This window comes from Sphingobacterium lactis (assembly GCF_011046555.1).
Lineage (GTDB): Bacteria > Bacteroidota > Bacteroidia > Sphingobacteriales > Sphingobacteriaceae > Sphingobacterium > Sphingobacterium lactis.
Genome location: NZ_CP049246.1, coordinates 3548998 through 3573225 on the forward strand (window position 1 = coordinate 3548998; position 24228 = coordinate 3573225).

The window sequence follows — 24228 nt, forward strand, 5'->3', positions numbered from 1 at the left end:
ATTAGGGTACCTTGTCTGAGGTGCTTCCGAGGTGAGAGCGTGGTCAGAGCGTGGTGAGAGCGTGTCTATGGATGGGCTCCACCACGCTCTCACCTCGAACGGAATACGCTAGGACCTCAGACAAGGTCCCTCCATGCCCTATGGCAAATAGCCGCAGATTTTAATAAAGTTCACCTAGAACTGCATAGGATCAATAAATTACGAATATGGAAATGTGAGAGCGTGGGGTAGGAATCAAAATTTTAATAATGACAAATTAAAATTGCGGATTCGAAGGCAAAACCAGCGGATTGTTTTTGAATTTTAAAAAAAGAAAATTGATTTGAATTTTGAGGGCAATCGAGGTGTTATTTGATTGTAATATAGGTAATTAAAATGGTGTGTAAAAATTTATCGAGATTTTTCTTACTGTTAAAAACAACTAGTTTATGCTATCGGAAGCAGTGATGATATCCTTTTCAACTATTCATTTGCTATTGTGCCTGCCCACGTCCGAAACACATTTTCAAATAGCCCAAAAACAAAAATACCCGGAGCGGAGAACTCCAGGTATTTTACCAAACCAATTATTAACCTAAATATTTTCTATTTATCTAGATACCCTATAAACGAGAATATTTTAGGAATATTACACTGATTTAATAATTTTTTTAAATTAAATTAGCAAAAACAGCTAACTTAATTGATTTTCAGCAATTTATAAATTAAAAAAATATTAACTTCCTGAAATTACGTCAACAACTTTATCCGATATTTTGGTAATATCCGATTTTAAGCCGACCATAATGCTGAGGACATGTACGGGCATATCCTGCATCTTGCGGAAGTTCCGGAGGTAACCAACCTCCATCCCTAGGAAGAAACCTTTGAATTTATAATCCGATCCGATTCCGACCTTAACACCGGGAGAGATGGAATATTTATAATCCAATTCGACAATCTTTTCGTTGGCCATATCCTGTGCCCGGGGTTCGACATTTAAGATTCCTGCCGGACCGAAATACGCATAGGAGTTTAACCGTTGCATCTGTCTGCGCATACCGCCTGCCAAACTCAAGGCATACATGGTTGCGCGCGCATTTTTCAACACGCGATTATATTGGCTATCCTCAAACTGTTGGTCGTAACCGAAGCTCATGGTGTACAGCGTAGGCTGCAGATAATACTTTGGATTCTTCAAGGAAATATCCAATCCCAAACTACCCGTGAATAGTTTTGGAGACAGCACCTTGTTTGTTTTCCCCAATGGGAACGAAAGTCCTGTTCCACCAAAATAGTAGACCTTTTTATAGTGTATTGTATCCGCACCCGTTTGGGCAGATGAGGTAGAAATAACGATAAAAAATAAAGATAAAAGTACTATGTTTTTCATGGGCACCGCGTGTATTATTGTTTAACAATAATAACCATTAAAATGTTTCCGAATTAGCTAAATACTATGGATTATAAAAAATTTTTCGCCTGTGGCCCATGATTGAAAAGAAGATCCACAGCACTTAGGTTTGACCGAAAGCCATTGTTTTCTTCGAAAAGTTGGTAATAGGGTTTCGCAGGGTTCTGCAGAGGGTTCGATTTCGGACGGAACACATTGCGGTAATCCATCTCCCCTTCCGCATATTGATAGCTATCCGTAAACGAGATATCGCGTTTCAATTTCAACATCTTCAGCATCATTTCCAGCTGTTGCACATTGAAGTCCAACAGGAATTCGAATTTCTTCTCGAAGAATGGCGCGAAATCATCTTCATAATATTCAAAATAGGGCGAACTGCGGTAAGCAGTCTGCAAGCTCAACCAGTGCAGGCGCTGCCAAGGGTGATCGTAATTGATGCGGATATCCTTCATCGGCACGTGCATGCGCTTGCCGTGAACCGTCGGTACGATCAGGTCAAGTGTGCCATTGGCCGTAGCGATCTTTGCGCGGGTACGGAAAGTTTGTTTCGGAAAATTCTCAAACTGCTCGATCAATATCGGTTCCTCATGATTCTTAATCACATGGAAGTAACTGATATTGGGCAAAAATAACGCTGGTAATAGGATTCCTTTGGACATAAACAATTATTCACTTCAATTTCTCCGCAAAAATAACTTTATTTGGGGATATTTATAATCTATCGGCAGGAGCATGAAGGAAAAATTGGTTTATGGGCTATTGTATCTGATCTCACTATTGCCGTTCTGGTGCCTATACCTGCTCTCCGACTTCCTATTTTTCCTGATCTATTACGTCATCGGCTACCGAAAAAAGGTCGTTTTCGACAACCTTCGGAAATCTTTTCCTGAGAAATCCGAAGCAGAAATCAAGGATATTGCCTACAAATTCTACCGATACTTTCCGGATCTATTGGTGGAATCGGTAAAAATGGCCAGTATTTCGAAAGATGAAGTGATCAAGCGCATTGAATTGATCAATCCGGAGGAGGTCTATCAGTATACGGAACAGGGAAAGGGCGTTATCGGCGTGACCTCGCATTATGGCAATTGGGAATTGGGCATCCATCGGATTTCCATTATGATGGACGTTCCGGAGCTCATCATCTACAAACCCCTGAATAATAAAATCTTCAACGAAGTGCACAATACCATCAGGACGCGCTTTGGGGCGACGATGGTTCCCATGAAGCAGATCCTCCGGCATATTATAAAATTGAAAAATGAGCCGCATATTAGTATGTTTGTAGCGGATCAGACACCGACCTACCAAGATTCGGATTATTTCATGGAATTCTTGAACCAGGAGGCCTTGGTTTATACAGGTACGGAGCGGATTGCTCGCCTGACCAAGTTTCCGGTGGTGTTTTGTGAAATACGGAGAAAAAAGAAAAGGGGCTACTATTCCTGCAGGTTTACGACCTTGGTGGAAAACCCCGATGATTTTCCAGAACATGAGATCACGCATATCCACAACCGTTTTACGGAGCAGGTCATCCGCGAGGAGCCGCAATATTGGCTGTGGTCGCATCGACGCTGGAAACGAAAAAGAAGAAATTAAATGAGTGCATTACCTAAAGTTGCGGTCGTTATCCTGAACTGGAACGGAAAGTATTTCCTGGAGAAATTCCTGCCTTCAGTGTTTAACAGCACCTACCCGAATATAGAATTTATTATTGGAGACAATGGCTCCACGGATGACTCCGTGCAATACGTAACGGATAATTTCCCGATGTTCAAGATCTTGCGGAATACGGAGAACCTCGGTTTTGCCGGTGGCTACAATGAAATCCTGAAACGCGTGGATGCCGATTATTATATCCTGCTGAATTCGGATGTTGAAGTATCCGAAGGATGGATCGAGCCTGTTATTGCGCAAATGGAAAAGGACCCGCTATTGGTGGCCTGCCAACCGAAAATCCAGGCTTTCCACACCAAAGGTGAGTTTGAGCATGCCGGTGCGGCTGGAGGTTTCATCGACTACTATGGTTTCCCTTTCTGCAGGGGCCGGATATTGGACAAGCTCGAGAAAGACAATGGACAATATAATGATGCCATCGAGGTGTTCTGGGCAACCGGGGCTGCACTCTTCATCAAAGCTTCTGCATGGAACGAAGCGGAAGGTTTCGATGCCGATTTCTTTGCTCATTTTGAGGAAATCGACCTTTGTTGGCGACTCAAGAAAATGGGTTACAAGGTAGGTTATTGCCCCAATTCCTTGGTATATCATGTCGGTGGTGGCACCCTAAAAACCAGCAATCCCCACAAGACGTATTTGAATTTCCGGAATAACCTGGTGATGATGCAGAAGAACCTGCCCGTAGGATTGGGAATATGGAAAATCTTCCTCCGCTTGTGGTGGGATCTTTTCGCGCTGATCAAGTTTATGGTCGATGGTAAATTTGCGGATGCGTGGGCAGTCAGCCGAGGACATCAATATTTCTTCATGAATTTTTTCAAAAACGCAAGAAAAAGAAAATCCTATTCCGCCGTTGAAAACAAAAAGGGAAATTATAAGAAATCTATTATCTGGGATTATTACATGAATAAAATCCATAAATTCTCACAACTTAAAGACAAAAATTTCCATTCGTAAGACCCCTACTGAAGAAAGTTCCACAGGGCCAAATTTTATTGTTCTGCAAGACTTTGCGTTTTGCCTAAATAGTTGTTATAAATTACTCTAGGCATATAATATTTCGTATTTTCGTGGTCTATGTCAATAGCTATTCAAACGAAAATAGACGAATTAACAAAAGAGCTGAATACATACAACTACCAGTATTATGTTTTGGCTCAACCCGCTATATCCGATTACGATTTTGACCAAAAACTAAAGGAACTGGAAGCCTTGGAGGCGCAGTATCCTGAGTACCGCGACCCGAACTCCCCTACCCTGAAAGTTGGTGGTGACATTACCCAGAAATTCAACACCGTCCGCCATAAATGGCCGATGATGTCCTTGGGCAACACCTACAACGAACAGGAGCTAAAGGATTTTGACAATCGGGTCCGCAAGGTCATTGGTGATGACGTGCAATACGTGGCGGAGCTCAAGTTTGATGGGCTATCGATATCCATTACCTATGAGAATGGGAAGTTGGTTCGTGCGGTTACCCGTGGTGATGGCACGCAGGGCGATGAGGTCACGAATAATGTGAAGACCATCCGTAGCATTCCGCATCAATTGCGCAAGGGCTCCTTTCCGGATGTTTTTGAAATCCGTGGGGAGATCTTTATGCATAAATCCGCATTCTTACGCTTAAACAAAGAGCGTGAGGACAATGGCGACCAAACGTATGCAAACCCACGGAACTTTGCTTCCGGCACGATTAAGTTGCAGGATTCCTCGGAGGTTGCCAAGCGTCCATTGGATTGCTTCCTCTATTTTCTGTATTGCGAAAATCGTAATAAGCTATTCGAGAACCATTGGCATAGTATCGAAGAGGTGAAGTCATGGGGCTTCCCTGTTTGTGAACATACCAAGCTCTGCAACAACATTGACGAGGTGTTGGCTTTCATCCATTATTGGGATGATGCCCGCCACCAGTTGAGCTATGAGATCGATGGAATCGTGATAAAAGTAAATGATTATGGACAGCAGGAAGAACTTGGCTTTACGGCAAAGTCTCCACGCTGGGCCATTTCCTATAAATTCAAGGCAGAACGGGTCGAGACCATCCTGAAGAGCATTTCCTACCAGGTCGGTCGGACCGGAGCAGTAACTCCTGTTGCGAATCTGCAGCCTGTCCTATTGGCGGGCACCACGGTAAAGCGTGCGTCACTGCACAATGCCAATGAGATTGCTCGGTTGGATCTCCATGAAGGCGATACGGTTTATGTAGAAAAGGGAGGAGAGATCATCCCGAAGATCATTGCTGCCAATGTGGAAAAGCGTCCTGCCGGTGCAACGGCAATTGTCTATCCGACCCATTGTCCGGAATGTGGCACTGCACTGGTTCGCGAAGAAGGGGAAGCGGTACACTACTGTCCAAACCAAGATGGATGCAGGCCACAGATCGTGGGCAAACTGCAGCATTTCATTGGTCGTAAGATGATGGATGTACAGGGACTCGGTGATGAAACCATTGTGACTTTTTTCAAAATGGGGTTGATCAGTAAGATTTCCGACCTCTATACGTTAAAGGATCGGGAAGCTGAATTGGTTGGCATCGAGCGTTTTGGACAGAAGTCCATCGACAATATGTTAGCGGGGATTGAGCAGTCCAAGCAGAAGCCATTTGAGAAAGTGCTTTTTGCATTGGGCATTCGCCACATCGGGGAAACCGTTGCCAGAAAACTGGCGCAGCATTTCAAGAACCTGGAGGCCCTGAAGGCCGCCAGTCTGGAAGAAATCCTTTCCGTACCGGATGTCGGCTTCCGGATCGCAGAGAGCATCCACGATTACCTGAACGATGCGGAGCATTGGGAAGAATTGATGAAGCTGAAAGCGATGGGTCTTCAATTTGCAATTGAAGAAAAAGAAGTGGTATTGGCTGGCGACAGCCTATCGGGCAAGACTTTCCTTATTTCGGGCGTATTTGCGGAATATTCACGGGAGGAATTGACGGCATTGATCGAATCGCATGGCGGCCGGATGCTGAGCGGAATCTCCGCAAAGTTGAACTTCCTGGTTGCAGGTGATAAGATGGGTCCGTCAAAATTGGCGAAGGCGGAGAAGCTACAGGTTCCGATTATTTCGGAGAGCGAGCTCCTGTCCATGATAAACAAATAAAGAACACACGTAATTAAAACAGAATATAATGAACGAGCTTCAAGGTGCTGGCGTTGCTTTGGTAACTCCATTCAATGCAGATGGCACAGTAGATTATGACACATTGGGAAGATTAATTGATTACCAAATTGAAGGTGGCATGGATTACCTGGTTTCCTTGGGAACAACGGGTGAGACCGCTACCCTATCGGCTGCTGAGCGAAAGCAGGTTTGGGCATTTACTTCGAAGCATGTCAATAAGCGTGTACCTTTGGTTGCAGGAATCGGTGGCAACCATACCCAGGAGATCGTGGAGCAGATCAAGGCATTTGATGTCTTGGATTATGTGGCTATCCTGAGTGTATCCCCTTATTACAACAAGCCTACACAGGAAGGTATCTACCAACATTACAAGGCCATTGCGGAAGCCTCCAAGCTACCTATCATCCTGTACAATGTACCAGGCCGTACAGGCAGCAATATTTTGCCGGCTACGACGATCCGCTTGGCGAAGGATTTTAAAAACATCGTAGCAACGAAAGAAGCATCGGGAAGCTTTGCTCAATTCAGCGAGATTTTACGGGACAAGCCTGAGGACTTCCTGTTGATTTCCGGAGATGACCCGATTACCCTACCGATGATGGCCATGGGTGCCGCTGGAATTATCTCTGTCGTGGCAAATGCCTATCCGAATAAGGTTTCCGCATTGTCGCACCTGTGCCAGGAAGGAAATTTTACCGAAGCACGATCCATCCATCTGGAGCTGCTCAAGGCTATTGACCTTTGCTTTATCGAAGGAAACCCTGCCGGTGTCAAGTATATCATGAAGCAGAAAGGATTGGGTGAAGACCATCTTCGCTTACCATTGGTTCCAGTCGGAAAAGCTACGCAGGATGCCATCAATGCCGAAATTCAGCTACTAGGCTAAAAATATCACAGGTTGACCTAACTAAGGGTCAACCTTTTTTTATAATTTTAGGTATTCTTTTTGCAGATAACACATAAATGAAATTATAAAAATGGAAAAATCTAACCAACCGCAGCAACCGAATAAATTCGCCTCAGGTGCGAAGAAGTTTTTTGGATGGTTCTTACTTGTGCTATTCTTGATCCTTGCAGGTGCATTCTACTGGAAATATTATTTTGTTTTCGGTGACGGCGTCAAGTCTGGCGTTTTGAATTACAGCGTAAAAAAGGGGAAACTCTTCAAAACCTACGAAGGTAAGCTAATCCAGGAAGGTATCCGTTCGCAAGCTGCCGGCGGTGGCATTTCCAACAACGAGTTTGAATTCTCCATTGAAAACGACTCCATCTACCAAATTTTGTCCTTAAATAGCGGAAAGGTATTTGATCTGCACTATAAAGAATACAATGGTGTGTTGCCGTGGCGTGGAAATACCCGATATGTGGTCGATCAGATCATTCAGATGCGGGATTCGAAAAACTCCTCATTCTAAAAATAATAATTTACATAACTAGCGCTTCAATGCCTTGTTTCTGAGCTGGAAATGGACATTGAAGCGCTTTTCTTTTGAAAAAAATTGCAAAATTAAATTTGGTATCCTATATTTGCGGGGTACTTCAATAGTAGTACATCTAATCAAACCCTTCCAAAAGAATGGTCTTGATTTATAAAGAAGTGGCGAGAGACTGGCTCAATGACCCACTGGCAACCTTCAATAGGATTGAAAAGGTGCCAAATCCTGTCCGAGGCAATAAGGCTTAGGAGCATATAAATGAAAATAGACTATGATTTCAAAATTGACTACTCTAGAATTTTCGTATACCGTTGGAAAACCGACGGGGACACCCTCTTTTCATACGGCTTGTTGTGGCGGTATGGCGCGAATGCGCTAGTCGTCGAGTAGGCTATGGTATGCAATGTGCATATCTTACACTGCTTTTTCCATGACGACCACCATCCCACAATACCGTTCATCCATCAATTTTTTAACAAGACTAATAATAGCATAACATGGCAGATAATAAAAACCTAAAATTCGAAACTTTACAAGTGCACGCAGGCCAGGAAGTTGATCCAACTACCGGTTCACGCGCATTGCCAATATACCAGACATCATCTTACGTTTTCGAGAATGCGGAACACGGCGCAAACCTGTTTGCACTGAAGCAATTCGGAAATATCTATACCCGGATCATGAATCCCACGACAGACGTTTTTGAGAAACGCATTGCTGCCCTTGAAGGTGGTGTTGCTGCTGTCGCAGTCGCTTCCGGTCAGGCTGCACAATTCATTGCCTTGACCAACATTTTGGAGGCGGGTGACAACTTCGTTTCCGGAGCCAATCTGTACGGTGGTACCTACAATCAATTCAAGGTATCCTTTAAGCGCCTTGGCATTGAAGCGCGATTTGCAGAAGATACGGATGCGGATAAGATCGAAGCGTTGATCGATGACAAGACCAAAGCAATCTATGTAGAAACGATCGGTAATCCGAGCTACAACATTCCAGATTTTGACCGGATTGCTTCCGTTGCAAAGAAACATGACCTGCCTTTGATCGTCGACAATACCTTCGGCGCGGGCGGTTACCTCTTCAAACCATTGGAGCATGGAGCCAATGTTGTCGTGGAGTCGGCAACGAAATGGATCGGTGGTCATGGTACCAGCATCGGTGGTGTGATCATCGACGGTGGAAACTACAACTGGGGCAACGGTAAATTCAAACAGTTCTCAGAACCTTCCGAAGGGTACCATGGCTTGGTATTCTCGGATGTATTCGGCGAGAATGGTCCTTTCGGCAATATCCAATTCGCTATCCGTGCGCGGGTTGAAGGGCTTCGCGATTTTGGCCCTGCCCTATCGCCTTTTAACTCCTTCCTGTTGGTTCAGGGATTGGAAACCCTTTCCCTTCGTGTTCAGCGCCATGTCGACAACACGCTGGAGATTGCCCAATGGTTGGAAGCACATCCACAAGTGGAACAAGTGAGCTATCCTGGATTGAAAAGCCACCCATACCATCAGAATGCACAGAAATACCTGAAGAATGGTTACGGCGCAGTGCTTTCCTTCACCGTGAAAGGCGGTGTTGAAAAAGCCAATGAGTTTATCGATTCCTTGGAATTGATTTCCCATTTGGCGAATGTCGGAGATGCCAAATCCTTGATAATCCACCCTGCAGCTACCACGCACCAGCAATTGAGTGCCGAAGATCAGCGTAAAGCAGGCGTTGCGCCAGGACAGTTGCGCCTATCCGTAGGTATTGAACATATAGACGATATCAAAGCCGATTTGACACAGGCTTTTGAAAAGATAAAATAGGTTTTGCCCTTATAATTTTTGGAGGAAGATAGAAGAATGAGTGCAAAAACTTTTGAATATGCCGGTGAATTCACCCTGGAAAATGGCAAGACGCTGCCCCAGCTGCAGATTGCCTACCACTCCTATGGTGAAATGAACGCCGATAAATCCAATGTGATATGGGTCTGCCACGCATTGACAGCCAATTCGGATGTCTTCGATTGGTGGCCGGGACTTTTTGGTGAGGGTGAACTCTTCAACGATAAGGACTATTTTATAGTCTGCGCCAATGTCCTGGGTTCCCATTACGGAACAACCAATCCATTGTCGGTCAATCCGGAGACGAACACCCCTTATTATTTGGACTTTCCGGCCTTTACCATCCGCGATATTGTTGCGGCACACCAGCTATTGGCAGATCATTTGGGCGTAACTTCCATCAACACGCTAATTGGAGGTTCCCTTGGGGGCCAGCAATCCTTGGAATGGGCAGCCGCCAACACGATAAAAATCCATAATCTAATTGCTATCGGCACGAATGCTTTCTTTTCGCCATGGGGGATTGCATTCAACGAAAGCCAACGGTTAGCTATTGCAGCTGATGCCTCCTTTCAGGAGAAAAGAGCTGACGGGGGGCAAAATGGATTGAAAGCGGCCCGCAGTATGGCCTTGCTTTCCTACCGGACGTACAATGCCTACGGGACGACGCAGGTAGAATCGGATCCGGAGAAAACGGATGCTTACAAGGCATCCTCCTACCAGTCCTATCAAGGGGATAAACTGGTGAAGCGTTTCAATGCGTTCAGCTATTGGTACTTGACCAAAGCGATGGATAGCCATCACCTGGGCCGCGGGAGAGGCCAGGTGGAGCAGGTACTTGCAAACATCAAGGGGATTAACACCTTGGTGGTCGGCATCCCTTCGGATGTACTGTTCCCGCCGCAGGAACAGGAATTCATCGCACAGCATATTCCAAATGCGGAATACTACGAACTCCACTCTTTCTTTGGACATGATGGCTTCCTGATCGAAACGAAGACATTGACCGGCGTGATCGGGGACTTCCTGGAAAGACATAACACAAGCACAGAAAATCAATTAAATTTAATAAAGCAATAATGAGTAAGAAACTTACCATCGGGATGTTTGGATTTGGTGTGGTGGGACAAGGTTTATACGATATCATAAAAACAAAGAACCTCAACCTGGAAATAAAGAAATTTGTCATTAAGAATGCCGACAAGAAAAGGACACTCCCTGCAGAGCTGTTCACCACGGATCCCAACGCGATTCTGGACGATCCAGAAATCAATACCGTTGTGGAACTTATTGACGATGCCGAAGCGGCATTTGAGATCACTAAGCGAGCACTGACTTCCGGCAAGAATGTGGTTTCCGCGAACAAGAAAATGATTGCGACGCACCTGGAGGAGCTCATCAACATCCAGAACCAACACGGTACATCCCTATTGTACGAAGGTGCGGTATGCGGCAGTATTCCGATCATCCGTAACCTGGAGGAATACTACGATAACGAACTCCTGCATTCGGTAAGCGGCATTTTCAACGGTTCTTCCAACTATATCCTTTCCAAGATCTTCAACGAGAACCAGAACTATGATGTCGCATTGAAGAAAGCTCAGGATCTAGGTTTTGCCGAAACTGATCCAACGTTGGACGTGGGTGGATTCGATCCGAAATTCAAACTGGCCATCGTAGCTTCCCATGCTTATGGCATTTATATCAACCCAGATGAGATATTGAACCTCGGTATCGACAAATTGGGCAATGCGGATATCCGTTATGCGCGCGAGAAGAACTTTAAGATCAAATTGATCCCTTTGGCGAAGGAAATCGAGAACCACCGCGTGGTACTATATGTCCTTCCTAAATTTATCGGCAAGGATCACATCTTGGCGAATGTTGAAAATGAGTACAATGGTGTATTGGTAAAAGCGGCCTTTGCGGATGAGCAATTCTTCCTGGGCAAGGGTGCCGGCGGCCATCCAACCGGATCTGCTGTACTTTCCGATATCACGGCCCTTCGCTACGATTATAAATACGAATATAAGAAGCACCTGGAAAGCCAGCAGGTGACCTATTCAACAGATTACACCTTTAAGGTGTATTTCAGATATGAAGATGAAGACGTATTGGAAAACATCCAATTCAGCAGCATCTCGGAACGCTTCTACAGTGATGACCACAAATATGTGATCGGTACGATCAATCTTCAGGAAATCATTGACAAGCGTGATCTTATCCATCAGGACGGAAACTTCCTGGCGGAAATCTTGTAATTCCATTTTAAATTATATTCTCAACACCCCTGCAGGTTGCAAAATAAGAGAAGCTATCACCAGTAGCTATATCTTATCACCAACTTGATCAGGGGTGTTTATTTTTTTCAGACTAGAACAATCTCATACTTTTTTCTTCAAACGCGCTATTTTGATCACAGCAATGTAAAGAACCTATTACAAATCGGTAATGCGTATAAAATTGGTTTATTTATTGTTAAAAAGTTTGTATAAAACAAATATTAGGGTTATATTCCTAGTATCGAATTTTAATAAACTTAAAAATCAAATTTGTTATGAGAAAGTGGAATGTGTTAGTATTACTAAATGCAGTATCTTTCGGTTTGTTCGCTGAGGACGCAACCGCAGCTAACACGAATGAGGGGTCTGCATTGCCGTATTTAATCATTGGTTTTGTAATTTTATCTGTAGCGGCATTTATGCTGTACAGTAGACAGAAAAGAAAGTTTAACGATTAAACACAAGTATACAAAAAGAAAGGCCTGATAAAATCAGGCCTTTCTTTTTGCTATTAATCTCTCTTCAGACCGAACTTCTCGATCTTACTGTATAAGTGACTTCGTTGGATATCCAAGTCATCAGCTGTTTTGGATACATTCCAATTGTTCTTCTCCAACTTATATTTGATGAACTCACATTCGGAGTAATCTTTAAAATCTTGGAACGAGGTAAATTGCTCCATATCAAATCCAGGCTCTGTACTTCCGGTAAGTGATGTTGCCGTAGCAGGACCTCCCGGATTGGCAAAGGTCAACACATCATCTTCCGTGATCTTTTTATCACAAAGGATGATCAAACGCTCGATCATGTTGCGCAGTTCACGGATATTACCCGTCCATGGCAGATGTTGCAAAGCCTTCATCGCATCGGGTGTAAAAGCTTTTACAGGGATACTGTATTCCGCGCAGATTTCTTCACAGAACGCATTGGCCAACGTAGGAATATCATCCTTACGCTCAGCTAAGGAAGGCACATGGATAAGGATTACGCTAAGGCGGTGGTACAAGTCCATACGGAAGTTACCATCCTCAATCTCTTTCAATAGATCTTTGTTCGTTGCCGCAATCACGCGCACATTGACATCGATTTCCTTCTCTCCCCCAACGCGGGTAATTTTGTTTTCCTGCAACGCACGCAACACCTTTGCTTGGGCGGAAAGGCTCATATCACCGATCTCATCCAAGAATAGCGTACCGTTATTGGCTTGCTCAAATTTACCGATCCGTTGTTTCACAGCGGATGTAAAAGATCCTTTTTCATGGCCGAACAATTCCGATTCGATCAATTCCGAAGGAATAGCCGCACAGTTTACTTCCACTAAGGTGGATCCTGATCTGCTTGATTTCTCATGCAACCAACGTGCTACAAGTTCCTTACCTGCACCGTTTGCTCCGGTAATCAGCACACGTGCTTCGGTAGGTGCGACTTTATCGATGGTATCCTTGATCAAGGAGATTCCTGATGAATCACCCAAGATTTCCTTTGTTTTGGAAATCCGGCGTTTCAGCACCTTGGTTTCCTTAACTAAGGATCCTTTTTCCAGGGCATTGCGCACGGTGATAAGGAGTCGGTTCAGATCCAGGGGTTTCTCCAAAAAGTCGAATGCACCTTTACGGGCTGCTTCAACGGCCGTCTCAATGGTTCCGTGTCCGGAGATCATGATAAATGGAATATCCGTAAACTCCTTCGCGGCAGTCAGGACCTCCATACCGTCCATCTTGTTCATTTTGATATCGCAAAGGACAAGATCGATCTTTTCTTTCTGTAATATTTTTAACCCATCTTCTCCGTTATCGACGTCTAATACTTTATAATCTTCATATTCTAAAATATCGCGTAACGAACTACGGATGGGGCGTTCATCATCAATTATTAATACTGTTGTCATATATAAACCAATGTTTTATAGGCTTTAGCTAATGTTGTCATTTATTTTTAAAAAAGCAAACCTTATAAGCCGGGTTCTGTATCCCGAAGGACTTCTATCATTTATCTAGGTTTGCACTTGCGCACAAACTCCATCAACCTACCCATTGCAATTGCCCGAAGGCAGAAAACGAGCAGCTTTCTGATCTTGCAACCTATTTGGTCTTTCAACATACGAGGTTTACCGAAATACATGTCACCATGCAAGCCCGTGAGCTCTTACCTCACGTTTTCACCCTTACCCCGAAAGGCGGTATATTCTCTGTGGCACTTGCTGTCTGCACCGGAATGGTGCAGCCTTCCCGTTAGGAAGCGTATCGCTCTGTGTTGCCCGGACTTTCCTCTTCATTCCATAAAGAATGCAGCGATAGAACAGGTTTGCTTCTTAAAAACACAAAATTACAAAATTTTAACAGCAATGCAATCAACGTTCCAACAACAAAACAGCAAGCAGCAAAATTTACACAGCAATTAAAATTTATTTTTAATTAATGTAGCAATAATGAAATACATTTCGTTATGATTTAAAATTAAAACACATAAAAGTATTATTAACACTAAAAATTACAATTATTAAGTCAAAATGAAAACAAAAACATTACTACGCACATGTATAGCGACTATCGCTATTGGATCTGTTCTATTTGCATCATCTTGTAAAAAGCCCAATGATGGACCCAAACCAACTCCAAAAAAACCAAAAGTGGTTGAAATCGCTTACAAAGTGAGTTCCGACACGAAAGATTTGAAGTTAACCTCATTGATTGTTGCCAATACAAAAGGTAAGGATTCTGTCCTTAATAACCCGAAGTTGCCACTAGAAGCAAAAATGAAGGCTGTGCAACCTAAAAAAGGGGCTGAATTTTATGTAAAACTAAAAGCTGACAAGCCAGCGAAATTAAACTTTGAACTGATGATCGACGGAAAATCTGTAAACAAGCAGACATTGGAGATCAAGGATGCAGCGAAGGATGAGATCAAGTACAACCATAAATTAGCAAAATAATCTGAAGAGATTAGTTTTTCGTTCTTACCCAATGTTGAAACCAAAGCCATGTCGTATTGACATGGCTTTTTTTGATTTAGAAAACTATTTATTTATTAAAAATAAATTAAATAATCAAAATAGACAATTCACATGTAGCAAAGCGGCAATATGTTTCGTTAAACCACAAACACCAGTCGATACAATATAATTTATTAAATAATTAAAACTAAAATTTAAACGAAATGAAAACTTTACTAAAATCAATTATTGGCTTAGCAGCTTTAGCACCAGTTCTTTTATTTTCATCATGCGGCGATGACAACGGAGGGACGAAACCTGTCAAACCTAAAGCCATCAACATTACTTACAAAATCTCAACGGAAATTAAGGATGCCAAATTAGAATCGGTTATCGTTTCTGGCGCAAATGGCCGTGACTCCTCAATCTCTAAAGACCTTAAATTACCTGCCGAAATTAAAGTCCGTCGTGCCACTCCACCGAAGAATACCGAAGTGACATTGAAAGCAAAATTGGATAAGCCAGGAAAAGTAAATCTTGAGATTCTTGTAGACAATAAGAGTGTTAAGAAGGAAAGCCCAACAACCAAAGATGCTAAGGACTTAGCAACCATAGTCTATAAATTCTAAGGTATTAAGAATTCTCCTTGCTTTTACATATAATTTAGGTCGTTATCATTCCGATAGCGACCTTTTTTAAATATCCTGTGCAATAGCATAGCCTGCAGCCCATGCCCATTGGAAATTATAGCCTCCCAACCAGCCAGTAATATCCACTGCTTCGCCACCAAAATAAAGGCCAGGGACTTTTTTCGCCGCCAACGTCTTAGTAAGCAATTCTGTAGTTGATACTCCACCACGCATTACTTCCGCCTTGTCATATCCTTTATCACCTGCTGGCTTAACCTGGAATTTATGGATGCGTTCGATTATTAATTTCGCATCTGCTTTACTGAGTGAGGCAATTTTGGTCTGCAATGGAAGAAATGCGCCCAACGCGTCCACCATCTTCTTGGTGAAAAAATCATTGAGCAGTTGAGATACCAACCGCTTGCCCCCGAATTCGCGCTCCTGTTTGATCAGTTCTTCCAATCTGAACTTCGGCAAGAGATCAATGGTAAAGGATTGGCCGGGCTTCCAATAGGAAGAAATCTGTAAAATCGCCGGCCCACTCAGGCCCCAGTGGGTGAAAAGAATGTTCTCCTCGAAAGATATCTGCTCATTATATACCCTTGAATATACGCTGTTACCCGCTAGGGAAGCATACCAGTCGGCATCCTTACCCGTAATGGTCAGAGGCACGAGTGCGGGTGCCGTATCGACAACCTGAAGTCCAAATTTCCGAGCCATCCGAAGAGCAAAATCTGAGGCGCCTAATTTGGCTACCGGAAGACCTCCCGTCGCCAGAACCACTTTCGGACTGCTGATCTTTCCATTCTTTCCCGATTTGGTGAAACTTATGACAAAACCTCCCCCATCTTCTTCCACATTGGTAACTTCCGTATCCAGCCAGATATCCTGCCCTGTTTCATACATTAACTTGGTAAAGACAGCAACGATATCCTTTGCTTTATTGGTCGTTGGGAACAACTGTCCCAAAGTTTTTTCCTGCCCTTTTATGGAACCGAAGTTCTCAAAGAATTGCACCGTATCGTCTACGGTCCACTGAGAAAAAACGGCATTGAGGAATTTCGGGTTTTCGGAAACGAAATTATCTACAGTTGTATAAAGATTCGTGTAGTTACAGCGTCCACCTCCCGAGATCAGAATTTTGGCACCGGGTTTATCGTTGCGTTCGATTAGGAGTGTCTTTTTGCCCAGCAGGCCCGCCTGTACGGCGCACATTAGACCGCAGGCACCTCCCCCAATTATGATTGCATCGTATGCCATCTTTAAGAAATAAGTTCTCCCTTCAGGGATATCGCGCGTTGTTCTTTCCAGGACTGCTCAGCGAGCTCCAAAATACGGATGACATCGCGTGCCTGCTCAGGTTTGACAAACACCTCTGCCTCCCCTTTCAATGCGGCGGCAATATTCTTATAGAAATCCTGCCCTGACCCCACTTCACTAGGGATGCGCTCTTCCACGTCCACTCCATTTTCCAGAATGGCGAGGGTACCAGCATATTCAGGCAGTTCCTTTCCCCATTCGGCAACTTGCCCGGGAGCAGTACCTTCGCGCAACAAGGCTTCTTGAGGATCGACGCCCCATTTCACAAAGCATCCATTCGTACCATATACGGCATACCGAGCGGTTGCTAATTTTGCGAGCATCTGTCCCTTCAAAGAAACCTTTACGCCGGGATAGGACAGTATAAATTCAAAATTATCAATGGCTTTTGCGCCATCTCGTTCCACACGTAGGTCAGCATATACAGCATCAGGTTTACCGAAGATCTGTAGTGCTTGGTCGATGAGGTGCGCACCGAGGTCGTAATGGATCCCCGATCCAGGCAGGTTCTCTTCCCGCCATGCACCTTCGCGCAAGAAATTGCGGAATCGATCATAACGTCCTTCAAAATTAACGACTCGACCCAAGCGGCCGGATTCAATAACTTTTTTCACGGTCTTGAAATCCGAATGGAATCTGGCATTGTGGTGGACCGACAACAGGAGCCCTTTCTCTTTTGCCAGCGCAATAAGCTCATCAGCTTCATGGCTGTAATTGGTAAACGGTTTTTCCACCACGACATGCTTGCCCGCTTCCAAAGCGGTCTTAGCCAAGCTGAAATGCACATCATTGGAAGTAGCGACCACCACGAGATCCACTTCAGGATCATGGATGATATCATCGGCTGTCTGTACGCCCAGTGCCTCCGGATAACGCGCTGCCAGCATCTGTTGCTGCTCAGGCTTACGTGCGGAGACTTTATACAAGATAAAATCGGGATTCTCATGGATGAAAGGCGCATGGAATACATGGCCCCCAATGGAAAATCCGATCAAACCAACTTTAAATTTCTTCATGTTTACATTCTTTCTGGAACGTCAATACCCAGCAGGTTCATGCTTTTCGCAATAACTTTAGCCGCTGCGGCCGACAGATCCAAACGGAAAGCTTTCACACCCTCATCTTCAGCTTTCAAGATGCTTTCCTCATGGTAAAATTTGTTATAGAGTTTGGCAAGCTCATAAGCATAGTTCGCCAACTGGGCCGGACTGAACTCGCGCGCTGCCACCTCGATCACAGCCGGGAAATTACCCAACGCTTGGATGAGGTCGCGCTCATACACCGAAAGGCTTGCCGGTTGTACGGCCTGTATGCTGCTGTAGTCCGCTTTGCGAAGAACCGATTTGATCCGCGCATGTGTATATTGCACAAAAGGTCCTGTATGTCCTTGAAAGTCTACCGATTCGTTCGGATCGAACAACAACCTTTTTTTAGGGTCGACCTTCAATAGGAAGTATTTCAGTGCGCCCATACCAATCGTTTGGTAGAGCACTTGTTTATCCTCTTCCGCGAAATCAGCAGTTTTCCCAAGCTCCTCGGTTCGCTCTTTGGCGGTTTCCACCATCTCGGCCATCAGGTCATCCGCATCTACGACGGTACCTTCCCTGGATTTCATTTTTCCGGAAGGAAGGTCAACCATTCCATAGGAAAGGTGATAAAGTCCATCCGCCCACGATTTACCCAACTTCTTCAAGATGGCAAAAAGAACCTTAAAGTGATAATCCTGCTCATTACCGACCACATAGATGGATTCATCCATTTGGAATTCATCGTATTTCAATTGGGCGGTACCAAGATCCTGCGTGATATACACCGAAGTACCATCACCGCGCAGGACAAGTTTCTCGTCAAGACCTTCATCGGTCAGGTCGATCCAAACGGAATTATCCTCTTTTTTGAAGAAAACCCCTTTTTCAAGACCTTCCTGTATAATATCCTTACCCAACAGGTAAGTTTCAGATTCATAATAGAATTTATCGAAATCAACACCCAATTGCTTGTATGTTTTTTCGAAACCGGCATAAACCCAGCCGTTCATGGTTTTCCACAGGTCGATCACTGCTTCGTCGCCAGCTTCCCATTGTTGCAGCATGGTCTGCGCTTCTTTGATTAATGGCGCATTCTTTTTGGCTTCCTCTTCAGTCTGCCCTTCCTGCTTCAAAGCATCAATCTCTTTTTTATACTCCTTATCGAATACCACATAGTATTTACCCACCAAGTGATCGCCTTTCAACCCGGAGGATGCTGGGGTTTCTCCATTGCCATACTTCTGCCAAGCCAACATGGACTTACAGATATGGATACCGCGGTCGTTCACCAAGTTGGCTTTGATAACGTCATAGCCGTATGCTTTTAAGATTTCGGCAACGGAATAGCCCAACAGGTTGTTACGAATGTGACCAAGGTGCAAAGGTTTATTGGTATTGGGTGATGAATATTCCACCATCAACTTTTTACCGTTCTTTTCATAGACACCAAATTGCTCGTTGACAATGGTTTCATTCAATAGGGAAATCCAGTAGCTATCAGAGAGGCTCAAATTCAGGAATCCTTTGATGACATTGAACGCCGCAATGTCAGCGATTTGCTCCTGCAGGTAGGTACCGATCTCATTTCCTGTGACTTCAGGTGATTTCTTGGAGAAACGTGTCACCGGGAATACAACGATGGTGATCTGACCTTCAAATTCTTTTCTTGTCTCTTGGAAGGAAATTTGGGATGCGGGGATTTCCGAACCGTATAAAACGTGAACTGCTTCAACAGTCTTCTCAATAAGTAGCTCTTGGATTGATTTTGCCATGTAAATATTTCGTAATATTCTTAACTTTCTGATAATGAATTCAAAAAATAACGCTCAGATTATTCAGGTATTCATCACGAAAGCATATCTTTGCCAAAAATACTAAAAAATGCAGAGCTATCAGGAATTTCTTGACTTAAGTGTTGGTTTTCCGCAGGACGGATTCGATATCATCGATGACGAACTGTACTTCCACGATTTGAATTTGATGGAAATGATAGAAACGTACGGTACTCCCCTACGTTTTACATATCTCCCAATAATCAGTAAAAAGATCCAACAGGCAAAGATCCTGTTTCAAACGGCCATGTTGAAATACAACTACCGCGGAACTTACAAATACTGTTATTGTACCAAATCCTCACATTTCAAGCACATTGTGGAAGAGGCCTTGAAGAACGATATACACTTGGAAACTTCTTCCGCATTCGACATGCCAATGATCGATGCTTTGGAAAGACAGGGTAAGGTTACAAAAGACATTACAGTGATCTGTAATGGTTTTAAGACCTACCAATATAAACAGTATATCGTGGACATGCTGCATGATGGATTCCATAACATTATCCCGGTATTGGATAACAAGGAGGAGTTCAACATGTATGATGATGAGGTTGAGCTTAACGAGCCTTGCAACTTGGGTATCCGTATCGCTGCGGAGGAGCAGCCCGATTCACAGTTCTATACTTCCCGTCTGGGTATCCGTATGGAGGATGTGATCGACTTTTACAATTCCAAGATTGTTGACAATCCGCATTTTAAAGTGAAACTTCTGCATTTCTTCATCAATTCGGGTATTTCCGATACCCCGTATTACTGGAATGAGCTGGAGAAATACGTAACGCTTTATTGTAAATTCAAGAAGATAAACCCGGATCTGGATACATTGGATATTGGTGGCGGTATGCCATTCAAGGATTCCTTAGTTCATGATTTCGATTATGAATACATGGTCAATGAAATCGTTAACCGTATCAAGCAAATCTGTGCGCACCATGAAGTTGTAGAACCGGATATCATTACGGAATTCGGGAAATATACCGTAGCTGAGGCTTCCGGTATCCTTTACAAAGTTTTGGGCAGAAAGCAACAGAACGACCGTGAGAAATGGTTGATGTTGGATGGTTCCTTCATCACAAACCTACCGGACGTGTGGGCATTGAACCAGAAGTATATCCTGTTGCCGATCAACAATTGGGATTCCGAATATGAACGCGTGAACTTGGGCGGTATCACCTGTGACGGTCAGGATTATTACAACCAAGAGGCACACATGAACTCCGTGTTCATGCCAAAAACGCGCAAGGTGCAATATCTTGGGTTCTTCCATACCGGTGCTTATCAGGAAGTATTGAGCGGTTACGGCGGTATTCACCACTGTTTATTGCCATCTCCGAAGCATGTATTGGTTCGAAGGAACAGGGATGAAACCTTCAACTATGAGGTATTTGGAGAAGAACAGAACTCCAAACAGGTCATGAAACTACTAGGATATCAATCCTAAACATATAAAAAGGGTTATCACAGCTTGATAACCCTTTTCTTTTTCCCTGCCCTAGTGCAGCGTATATGCGAACGATTCGAATCAAGCAATTCCCAATCCCAATCGATTAATATGTGCTCTTATTTCTCCAGGCAGCATCATAAAGATATCTCTTTTAACTTCTACTGTAACAGGTCCAAAGCGGTGCTCCTTCTGAATAGAAAATACGGATTCGAAACCGCCACCTAACCACTTACCTTCATTAACTAAAAAATCTTTGAATAGGGTATTCATTTTTAAAATACAACCTACCTTTTCATTGGATTGAGCAAGATCTAACACTTCCATAATTATAATACGTTATTTAACCTGCAAAAATAAAAGAATGATATTATTTTAAAATTAATTTTAAAAATTAACGGTATATTAATATTTATCTAAAAGATATATTTTGTACCAAAAATTGAATAAATACTATTCATATGAGTCTATGTTGAAAGAAGGACTAATAATAATTTCTTAATATTGCATCATTAAGACCTTCTTTATAACTTCAATTTCGAGGTCTACTCGATCTGTAATATTCCCTAACTGATACACATGTTCAAAACCTCCTCTCAGAACCTATAAAAAGGAATTTACAACTCACTAAATAGTGACAATTAGATTACAGACAAACACCTATCTTAGCCCTCCACTAACATGAAAAAATTTTTTAAAATCACGATGACCATATTACTGGCACTTATTGTCCTTGCTGCCATTGCGGCCTTTCTCCTGATCCGTTCGGAACAAATGGGGGCCCTTGCGAGCGGGGAACGCTTAAAACGGATGGAAGCTGAATCGACCTACAAGGAAGGTGCATTTCAGAACCTGGAAATTACGCCTGCCATCAAGGAGGGTGTGAGTCAAGTGAAAGTATTCAGCCAATTCTTTTTTGGCAAGGATAAGCGCAATGTTCCTTCAAAACCCCTACCGGTACAGGTCACCGACCTAAAGCGCATTCCCTTATCGGAGAATGTGATGGTTTGGTTTGGCCACTCCTCCTATTATCTGCAGCTGGATGGCAAACGGATATTGGTAGATCCGGTTTTCAGTGGCAATGCATCACCGATCCCCCGCAGCGTACGGGCATTCCCTATGCAACATGTCTACACCGCAGCAGATATGCCAGAAATTGATATATTGGTCATTACCCATGACCATTGGGACCACCTGGATTATCCAACCTTCAAAAAACTGAAGGATCAAGTGAAGCAAGTGATTACGGGGGAAGGCGTAGGTGCCCACCTGGAGCGCTGGGGTTACCCTTCGGAAAAAATCCACGAGTTATACTGGGGTCAACAGAAAAAACTGGACAGCCTGACCTTTACCTCGGCGCCGGCGAGACACTTTTCAGGAAGGTGGCTGAAGCGAAATACGAGTCTGTGGTCATCTTTTGTCCTTCAGGGCGATTCATTGAAGCTTTACCTGGGTGGTGACTCGGGTTATGGCAGTCATTTCAAGAAAATTGGCGCCGAATATGGCCCATTTGATTTGGCGATCCTAGAGAACGGACAATACAACGAAAACTGGCAATACATCCACATGATGCCTGAGGAGGCTGTGTTGGTGGGACAGGAAATTGGCGCCAAAGCCATCCTGCCCGTGCACAACTCCAAGTTCCCATTGGCCAACCATGCATGGGATGAGCCCATGATCAGGATTACAAAAGAAGCAAAAGCCAAGGGATTACCAATCCATACCCCTGAGATGGGACAATTGTTTTATCTGGATAAACCAAATGAAACAAAGGAATGGTGGCTAAATATAGATTAACATATTGGGGATAGATTGGTTTACGATTTATCCCCTTTCCATAACTCGCGATCGCCGATCACAAAGCTATGCTTTCCTTTCTCGGCAATCTTGGAGATTGTCTCCAGATAATGCATAAAACGCATATTCTCATCATCCTTCATCATCTCAGCCGCATTCTTCAGCGCTCTGGCTGTAGCAACGACCGTTCGAGCATTCTCCAAGTCAGTTTTGGACCTGATCTTACTTTCCAACTGCTTGGCAAAAAGGTCTTGGATATTCTTGGGAAACGTCAGATCCCGTAGGGTTACATCCAACAGCTCCAAACCGAGATCGGCAGCAACAGCATCCATCCGATCGGTCCTCAGTGTGGTCAATGAACTGCGCTGTTCGTTGAGCTCCTCACTCTGCAATCCGGAAAGGATATTCCTAATCTCGATCTGAATGAGAGCCTGCAATTTCTGTTCGGCTTCATAGATCATATTATAGCCATTCCGATCGAAGTTCACCTTTTCCATAAAGAGTTTGGGATCTGCAATGCGGTAGAAAACAAAATAGGAAAACCGAAAGGCAATATTGTCCTTAGAGAGAACCTCTTGATTGGTTACCAAAAGCATCTTTGACACCTGGGGCAGCATCACTGTAAGGTAGCTCTCCGAATTGGGAAGACGATGCTTACCCGGCCCCAGCACTTCCTGGAACTGACTATCTTTAAACACAACTCCTGCTGTATTTGGAGGGACGACAATATCTTTACTGAATAAACCCATAAAATCCTTTTTTTAAAAGATGAAGGACGTATCCTGGAAAGGGAATACACCTTAAGCCGATGGCGGTATCCGGCATATTGCAAACTTTCGTCAGACTGAACCGAGGTCCTGTCCTTCACCTTTTGTTTTACATCTGTAAGAGAAACCTTAATTCTCAAGTTGGAAGGCCAGCTCCGCAATACGCTACTTGCCCAAGACCTTCCCAAAAATTCAGTAGCTGGCGGTTATATCTTATTGCTTCTTCAGGATCATCCCGTGATCGAAACGAAGCGTGCTCTTATCCTTGAATACCATCAGCGAATCCTGCTCTTCCACATCACCGAATCCTTCCACCAGACCTTCCGGCACGATGCCGAAAACGATCTCCCGAACGGAATTCATGCCCTCCGAGGTAAAGTGGTATTCCCCTACCACCAATGAATCCTGAACCACCCCGCGGAATTCACCGTTATTGCGATCCTTTTCGTCAAAACTATAGCTCAATTCGCCGATCAATGAATCCTGCTGATTTCTCAAGTCCATCAGTATGGTATCTTTTCCCTGCGCAAAACTATACTTCCCAGCAAGTTCGGCTGCTGTCCATGCCTTCTTTTCCTTGTCTCCACCTGCAGCTTGGCCATCCCCGGCATTATTCCCACAGGAAATCATTCCTGCCAAAATAAAAGGAACGGCAAATACTGGAATTAGTTTTTTTCTCATCTCGAATTCTCTTTAGCTATATAACGTTAAATTTCTACGTAATGTTACCGTAAAAACTTTAGAATATATA

At 43.8% G+C, this 24228-nt stretch carries 21 protein-coding genes, 1 other RNA gene and 1 riboswitch; of the genes, 12 read left to right on the forward strand and 10 right to left on the reverse strand.

What is annotated here, in order from left to right; genetic code table 11:
• Nucleotides 1-715: 715 nt before the first annotated feature.
• Together G6N79_RS15545 and G6N79_RS15550 are read right to left on the reverse strand one after the other, a co-directional pair.
• The gene (locus G6N79_RS15545; protein WP_103906118.1) at nucleotides 716-1372 is read right to left on the reverse strand and encodes a hypothetical protein; all 657 of its coding nucleotides are present in this window, start codon (nucleotides 1370-1372) and stop codon (nucleotides 716-718) included.
• 71 nt (nucleotides 1373-1443) lie between these two features.
• Nucleotides 1444-2052: a WbqC family protein gene (locus G6N79_RS15550; RefSeq protein WP_103906119.1), complete on the reverse strand. Its 609-nt coding sequence runs from the start codon at nucleotides 2050-2052 to the stop codon at nucleotides 1444-1446.
• A 73-nt stretch (nucleotides 2053-2125) separates the two neighbouring features.
• Here G6N79_RS15550 and G6N79_RS15555 point away from each other — a divergent pair, with 73 nt between their 5' ends.
• The 8 genes from G6N79_RS15555 to G6N79_RS15590 all read left to right on the forward strand — a co-directional run bounded on the left by G6N79_RS15555 (nucleotide 2126) and on the right by G6N79_RS15590 (nucleotide 11707).
• Nucleotides 2126-2992: a lysophospholipid acyltransferase family protein gene (locus tag G6N79_RS15555; protein WP_103906120.1), complete on the forward strand. Its 867-nt coding sequence runs from the start codon at nucleotides 2126-2128 to the stop codon at nucleotides 2990-2992.
• On the forward strand, nucleotides 2993-4027 hold the full coding sequence (locus G6N79_RS15560; RefSeq protein ID WP_103906121.1) for a glycosyltransferase family 2 protein: 1035 nt from the start codon (nucleotides 2993-2995) through the stop codon (nucleotides 4025-4027).
• A 120-nt stretch (nucleotides 4028-4147) separates the two neighbouring features.
• Nucleotides 4148-6166: an NAD-dependent DNA ligase LigA gene (gene ligA, locus G6N79_RS15565; RefSeq protein ID WP_103906122.1), complete on the forward strand. Its 2019-nt coding sequence runs from the start codon at nucleotides 4148-4150 to the stop codon at nucleotides 6164-6166.
• A gap of 28 nt (nucleotides 6167-6194) precedes the next feature.
• Nucleotides 6195-7073: a 4-hydroxy-tetrahydrodipicolinate synthase gene (gene dapA / locus G6N79_RS15570; protein ID WP_103906123.1), complete on the forward strand. Its 879-nt coding sequence runs from the start codon at nucleotides 6195-6197 to the stop codon at nucleotides 7071-7073.
• A gap of 91 nt (nucleotides 7074-7164) precedes the next feature.
• Nucleotides 7165-7602, forward strand: a complete 438-nt coding sequence (locus G6N79_RS15575) for a hypothetical protein (RefSeq protein WP_103906124.1) — start codon at nucleotides 7165-7167, stop codon at nucleotides 7600-7602.
• A gap of 169 nt (nucleotides 7603-7771) precedes the next feature.
• A riboswitch (SAM riboswitch) is annotated at nucleotides 7772-7884 on the forward strand.
• 236 nt (nucleotides 7885-8120) lie between these two features.
• Nucleotides 8121-9428 carry an O-acetylhomoserine aminocarboxypropyltransferase/cysteine synthase family protein gene (locus G6N79_RS15580; RefSeq protein WP_103906125.1) on the forward strand — a complete coding sequence of 436 codons (1308 nt, stop codon included), beginning with the start codon at nucleotides 8121-8123 and terminating at the stop codon, nucleotides 9426-9428.
• A gap of 36 nt (nucleotides 9429-9464) precedes the next feature.
• Complete coding sequence (locus tag G6N79_RS15585; protein WP_103906126.1) at nucleotides 9465-10526, forward strand: homoserine O-acetyltransferase family protein; 1062 nt, start codon at nucleotides 9465-9467, stop codon at nucleotides 10524-10526.
• Nucleotides 10526-11707 carry a homoserine dehydrogenase gene (locus G6N79_RS15590; RefSeq protein WP_103906127.1) on the forward strand — a complete coding sequence of 394 codons (1182 nt, stop codon included), beginning with the start codon at nucleotides 10526-10528 and terminating at the stop codon, nucleotides 11705-11707. Before G6N79_RS15585 ends, G6N79_RS15590 begins: the two co-directional genes overlap by 1 nt.
• Before the next feature lie 532 nt (nucleotides 11708-12239).
• Here the strand turns inward: G6N79_RS15590 and G6N79_RS15595 are convergent.
• Nucleotides 12240-13616: a sigma-54-dependent transcriptional regulator gene (locus tag G6N79_RS15595; RefSeq protein WP_103906129.1), complete on the reverse strand. Its 1377-nt coding sequence runs from the start codon at nucleotides 13614-13616 to the stop codon at nucleotides 12240-12242.
• A gap of 49 nt (nucleotides 13617-13665) precedes the next feature.
• Nucleotides 13666-14038: RNase P RNA component class A (rnpB, locus tag G6N79_RS15600), an RNA gene on the reverse strand.
• A 199-nt stretch (nucleotides 14039-14237) separates the two neighbouring features.
• Between rnpB and G6N79_RS15605 the strand changes: the two genes are divergently transcribed.
• Nucleotides 14238-14660 (forward strand): hypothetical protein, encoded by a 423-nt coding sequence (locus G6N79_RS15605; protein WP_103906130.1) that lies wholly within the window; start codon nucleotides 14238-14240, stop codon nucleotides 14658-14660.
• 224 nt (nucleotides 14661-14884) lie between these two features.
• Nucleotides 14885-15289 (forward strand): hypothetical protein, encoded by a 405-nt coding sequence (locus G6N79_RS15610; RefSeq protein ID WP_103906131.1) that lies wholly within the window; start codon nucleotides 14885-14887, stop codon nucleotides 15287-15289.
• Between the two features lie 66 nt (nucleotides 15290-15355).
• Here G6N79_RS15610 and G6N79_RS15615 read toward each other — a convergent pair whose 3' ends face one another.
• Genes G6N79_RS15615 through argS form a run of 3 tightly spaced genes read right to left on the reverse strand, consistent with a single transcriptional unit; the run spans nucleotide 15356 to nucleotide 19409 of the window.
• The gene (locus G6N79_RS15615) at nucleotides 15356-16549 is read right to left on the reverse strand and encodes a BaiN/RdsA family NAD(P)/FAD-dependent oxidoreductase (protein WP_103906132.1); all 1194 of its coding nucleotides are present in this window, start codon (nucleotides 16547-16549) and stop codon (nucleotides 15356-15358) included.
• A gap of 2 nt (nucleotides 16550-16551) precedes the next feature.
• Nucleotides 16552-17625 (reverse strand): Gfo/Idh/MocA family oxidoreductase, encoded by a 1074-nt coding sequence (locus tag G6N79_RS15620; RefSeq protein WP_103906133.1) that lies wholly within the window; start codon nucleotides 17623-17625, stop codon nucleotides 16552-16554.
• A 2-nt stretch (nucleotides 17626-17627) separates the two neighbouring features.
• Nucleotides 17628-19409, reverse strand: coding sequence for an arginine--tRNA ligase (gene argS / locus G6N79_RS15625; RefSeq protein ID WP_103906134.1), 1782 nt, complete (start codon nucleotides 19407-19409; stop codon nucleotides 17628-17630).
• A 109-nt stretch (nucleotides 19410-19518) separates the two neighbouring features.
• Between argS and G6N79_RS15630 the strand changes: the two genes are divergently transcribed.
• Nucleotides 19519-20913: an arginine decarboxylase gene (locus G6N79_RS15630; protein ID WP_103906135.1), complete on the forward strand. Its 1395-nt coding sequence runs from the start codon at nucleotides 19519-19521 to the stop codon at nucleotides 20911-20913.
• An 81-nt stretch (nucleotides 20914-20994) separates the two neighbouring features.
• Here G6N79_RS15630 and G6N79_RS15635 read toward each other — a convergent pair whose 3' ends face one another.
• Nucleotides 20995-21240, reverse strand: coding sequence for a hypothetical protein (locus G6N79_RS15635; RefSeq protein ID WP_103906136.1), 246 nt, complete (start codon nucleotides 21238-21240; stop codon nucleotides 20995-20997).
• A gap of 354 nt (nucleotides 21241-21594) precedes the next feature.
• Here G6N79_RS15635 and G6N79_RS15640 point away from each other — a divergent pair, with 354 nt between their 5' ends.
• The gene (locus G6N79_RS15640) at nucleotides 21595-22710 is read left to right on the forward strand and encodes an MBL fold metallo-hydrolase (protein WP_241241721.1); all 1116 of its coding nucleotides are present in this window, start codon (nucleotides 21595-21597) and stop codon (nucleotides 22708-22710) included.
• A gap of 20 nt (nucleotides 22711-22730) precedes the next feature.
• On the opposite strand, the gene G6N79_RS15645 is transcribed toward G6N79_RS15640, so the two are convergent.
• Together G6N79_RS15645 and G6N79_RS15650 are read right to left on the reverse strand one after the other, a co-directional pair.
• Nucleotides 22731-23459, reverse strand: coding sequence for a slipin family protein (locus G6N79_RS15645; protein ID WP_103906137.1), 729 nt, complete (start codon nucleotides 23457-23459; stop codon nucleotides 22731-22733).
• Between the two features lie 231 nt (nucleotides 23460-23690).
• The gene (locus G6N79_RS15650) at nucleotides 23691-24158 is read right to left on the reverse strand and encodes a hypothetical protein (protein WP_103906138.1); all 468 of its coding nucleotides are present in this window, start codon (nucleotides 24156-24158) and stop codon (nucleotides 23691-23693) included.
• Nucleotides 24159-24228 lie beyond the last annotated feature (70 nt).

Excerpts from the sequence above, each read along its gene's own strand:
- G6N79_RS15555 (WP_103906120.1), top strand. The coding sequence starts at position 2,126 with ATGAAGGAAAAATTGGTTTATGGGCTATTGTATCTGATCTCACTATTG.
- G6N79_RS15635 (WP_103906136.1), bottom strand. The coding sequence starts at position 21,240 with ATGGAAGTGTTAGATCTTGCTCAATCCAATGAAAAGGTAGGTTGTATT.
- G6N79_RS15580 (WP_103906125.1), top strand. The coding sequence starts at position 8,121 with ATGGCAGATAATAAAAACCTAAAATTCGAAACTTTACAAGTGCACGCA.
- G6N79_RS15545 (WP_103906118.1), bottom strand. The coding sequence starts at position 1,372 with ATGAAAAACATAGTACTTTTATCTTTATTTTTTATCGTTATTTCTACC.
- dapA (WP_103906123.1), top strand. The coding sequence starts at position 6,195 with ATGAACGAGCTTCAAGGTGCTGGCGTTGCTTTGGTAACTCCATTCAAT.
- G6N79_RS15550 (WP_103906119.1), bottom strand. The coding sequence starts at position 2,052 with ATGTCCAAAGGAATCCTATTACCAGCGTTATTTTTGCCCAATATCAGT.
- G6N79_RS15590 (WP_103906127.1), top strand. The coding sequence starts at position 10,526 with ATGAGTAAGAAACTTACCATCGGGATGTTTGGATTTGGTGTGGTGGGA.
- G6N79_RS15630 (WP_103906135.1), top strand. The coding sequence starts at position 19,519 with ATGCAGAGCTATCAGGAATTTCTTGACTTAAGTGTTGGTTTTCCGCAG.
- G6N79_RS15615 (WP_103906132.1), bottom strand. The coding sequence starts at position 16,549 with ATGGCATACGATGCAATCATAATTGGGGGAGGTGCCTGCGGTCTAATG.
- G6N79_RS15610 (WP_103906131.1), top strand. The coding sequence starts at position 14,885 with ATGAAAACTTTACTAAAATCAATTATTGGCTTAGCAGCTTTAGCACCA.
- G6N79_RS15575 (WP_103906124.1), top strand. The coding sequence starts at position 7,165 with ATGGAAAAATCTAACCAACCGCAGCAACCGAATAAATTCGCCTCAGGT.
- G6N79_RS15650 (WP_103906138.1), bottom strand. The coding sequence starts at position 24,158 with ATGAGAAAAAAACTAATTCCAGTATTTGCCGTTCCTTTTATTTTGGCA.
- argS (WP_103906134.1), bottom strand. The coding sequence starts at position 19,409 with ATGGCAAAATCAATCCAAGAGCTACTTATTGAGAAGACTGTTGAAGCA.
- G6N79_RS15620 (WP_103906133.1), bottom strand. The coding sequence starts at position 17,625 with ATGAAGAAATTTAAAGTTGGTTTGATCGGATTTTCCATTGGGGGCCAT.
- G6N79_RS15595 (WP_103906129.1), bottom strand. The coding sequence starts at position 13,616 with ATGACAACAGTATTAATAATTGATGATGAACGCCCCATCCGTAGTTCG.
- G6N79_RS15585 (WP_103906126.1), top strand. The coding sequence starts at position 9,465 with ATGAGTGCAAAAACTTTTGAATATGCCGGTGAATTCACCCTGGAAAAT.
- G6N79_RS15605 (WP_103906130.1), top strand. The coding sequence starts at position 14,238 with ATGAAAACAAAAACATTACTACGCACATGTATAGCGACTATCGCTATT.
- G6N79_RS15560 (WP_103906121.1), top strand. The coding sequence starts at position 2,993 with ATGAGTGCATTACCTAAAGTTGCGGTCGTTATCCTGAACTGGAACGGA.
- G6N79_RS15640 (WP_241241721.1), top strand. The coding sequence starts at position 21,595 with ATGAAAAAATTTTTTAAAATCACGATGACCATATTACTGGCACTTATT.
- ligA (WP_103906122.1), top strand. The coding sequence starts at position 4,148 with ATGTCAATAGCTATTCAAACGAAAATAGACGAATTAACAAAAGAGCTG.
- G6N79_RS15645 (WP_103906137.1), bottom strand. The coding sequence starts at position 23,459 with ATGGGTTTATTCAGTAAAGATATTGTCGTCCCTCCAAATACAGCAGGA.